The following is a 2088-nucleotide window of genomic DNA, read 5'->3' as shown; positions in this document are numbered from 1 at the left end:
ACCGCGACCTCGAGCTCGGTACCCGTGTAGGACTCCGGCGAGTACTCGTAGAACACCTGCGTGTCGTGCTGCAGGTTCGCCTCGGCCGCCTTGCAGAGCTCGGCACCGTGCACCGCGATGTCCACGACACCCTGCACGTCGGTGCGGAACACGACCTCGCGCTGGACGATCGACGTCGAGTTGTACAGGTGCACGATGGCCTGCTTCGCACCGTCGATCGCCTCGTACGTCCGGTTGATGAGGTGCTCCCGCGCCTGCGTCAGGACCTGGATCGTGACGTCGTCCGGGATCGCACCCTCGTCGATGAGGGAGCGGACGAAGTCGAAGTCGGTCTGCGAGGCGCTCGGGAACCCGACCTCGATCTCCTTGTAGCCCATGCGGACCAACAGGTCGAACATGGCCCGCTTGCGCTCGGAGTCCATCGGGTCGATGAGGGCCTGGTTGCCGTCGCGGAGGTCGACCGCGCACCACCGGGGAGCGCGATCGATGCGCTTGGTCGGCCAGGTGCGGTCCGGCAGCTCGACGCGGATCTGCTCGTGGAAGGGGACGTACTTGTGGATCGGCATCCCGGAGGGGCGCTGCGTGTTCTGCATCGATTCGTCGCTTTCGTCGTCAGGTGTGTGTCAGGCCACGACGGACTCCGCGACGAGGTGGGCCGTTGTGTCAGGCCTCGTCGCGGCAGCGAAGGAGGAGGAGTGCCGGGTACATCGGCTCCACCGTAGCACTGGTGTACCAACCGTGTGCAAGCGGCCGGGAGGCACGGGGCGGGTCCGCCACGCGCCTCCCGACCGGTGGTCGCCTCCGCAGGCGACGCGCGCGGCCAGTCGACCGCGAGCGCCTCCGCAGGGGCCGTGCGCGGTCAGTCGACCGCGAGCGCCTCCGTCGGGGGCACGCGCATCGCTCGGCGGACCGGAGCGATCGTCGCGACCACCGCGAGCACGAGCGCGCCGACCACCACGACCCCGATCGTCGCCGGCGGCAGGACGGGCGTGACGACGGTGCCCAGTGTGCCGAGGAGCGTCTGCCCGCCGACCCACCCGTAGAACACCCCGAGGACGAGCCCCGTCAGCACGGCCGCGACGACCATCTGGACGGCCTCGGTGACGATCATCCGGCGGACCTGCGCCCCGGTGAGCCCGAGGACGCGGAGGAGCCCGAGTTCACGTCGACGCTGCAGGACCCCGAGCGCCAGCGCGTTCACCACACCGACCGCGGCGATCACCGCGGAGAACCCGACGATGACGCTCACGACGACGTTGAGCTGCACGAAGAAGTCGCGCTGCGCCTCGACCGCCGCCGGCGTCGAGCCCGGCTGCCCCGAGACGACGGTCTCGAGCACGTGCTGCATGATCCCGAGCGCGACCGCGAACGTGACGAGCAGGGTCACGCCGATCACGAGGCCGATCGTCGCTCGCGAGGACCGCCCCGGCGCACGCATGGCGTTGCGTCCGGCGAGCAGGACCACCGGGTCCTTCGCGCCGATCCGTCCGATCAGCTGCAGGACCGGGGGCATCACGATCGTGGCCCCCAGTGGCTCGCCCCGGTCAGGATGGTCTCGCCGGTGCTCGCGCCCGTGTCGTCGAGCCGCAGGGTCCGTAGGAAGTCCGGTTCCGTCACCCGCCCATCCTACGAAGCGCTCCCGGCCGGCCCCGGTAGGATCCGAGGGACATGGGCATCACCTTCACGCTCCCCGACGCCGCTTCGCTCGGTGACCTCCGCACCTACCTCGGACGCGCCGCCCGGATCGAGGACGGCTCGGTGCGGCTCATCGCCGACTCCGGGGTCCTCGCGGTCTACACGGCGATCCTCTACCCCGTCGGGCTGCTCGACGAACTGCCCACGGTCCTCGGCCTCCGGACGTTCTCGCTCGCCGAGCCCGCGACGATCGACGCGGTCGTCCCGCTCGCTTCGCTGCAGGAGCGGCTCCGGCTGCTCGCCGAGGCCCAGGACGCCGAGCACGCCGAGGGAGCCGACCCGACGCGGGCGACCCCGATCGAGGTGGAACTCCCGCTCGAGGTCCACACCGTGACGTGGGCAGCCATCTCGCCGCCGCGCGGTGGCTGGGTGCCGCTGCCCGACGTGTCGGCC

1 protein-coding gene and 2 pseudogenes are annotated in these 2088 nt (G+C 71.0%); 1 reads left to right on the top strand and 2 read right to left on the bottom strand.

The features are described 5' to 3' along the window. A pseudogene (locus tag I59_RS12065) lies at nucleotides 1–593 on the bottom strand (2-isopropylmalate synthase); the annotation flags it as partial. A 266-nt stretch (nucleotides 594–859) separates the two neighbouring features. Next, on the bottom strand, nucleotides 860–1513 hold the full coding sequence (locus I59_RS12060; protein WP_042726697.1) for an ABC transporter permease: 654 nt from the start codon (nucleotides 1511–1513) through the stop codon (nucleotides 860–862). A gap of 155 nt (nucleotides 1514–1668) precedes the next feature. Between I59_RS12060 and I59_RS12050 the strand changes: the two are divergent. Then, a pseudogene (locus I59_RS12050) lies at nucleotides 1669–2088 on the top strand (hypothetical protein); the annotation flags it as partial.

It is taken from the genome of Curtobacterium sp. B8 (genome assembly GCF_000333315.1).
Taxonomy (GTDB): Bacteria; Actinomycetota; Actinomycetes; order Actinomycetales; family Microbacteriaceae; genus Curtobacterium; species Curtobacterium luteum.
The sequence above is the reverse complement of the archived record's forward strand: the minus strand, read 5'-3'. Positions and strand labels throughout refer to the sequence as shown.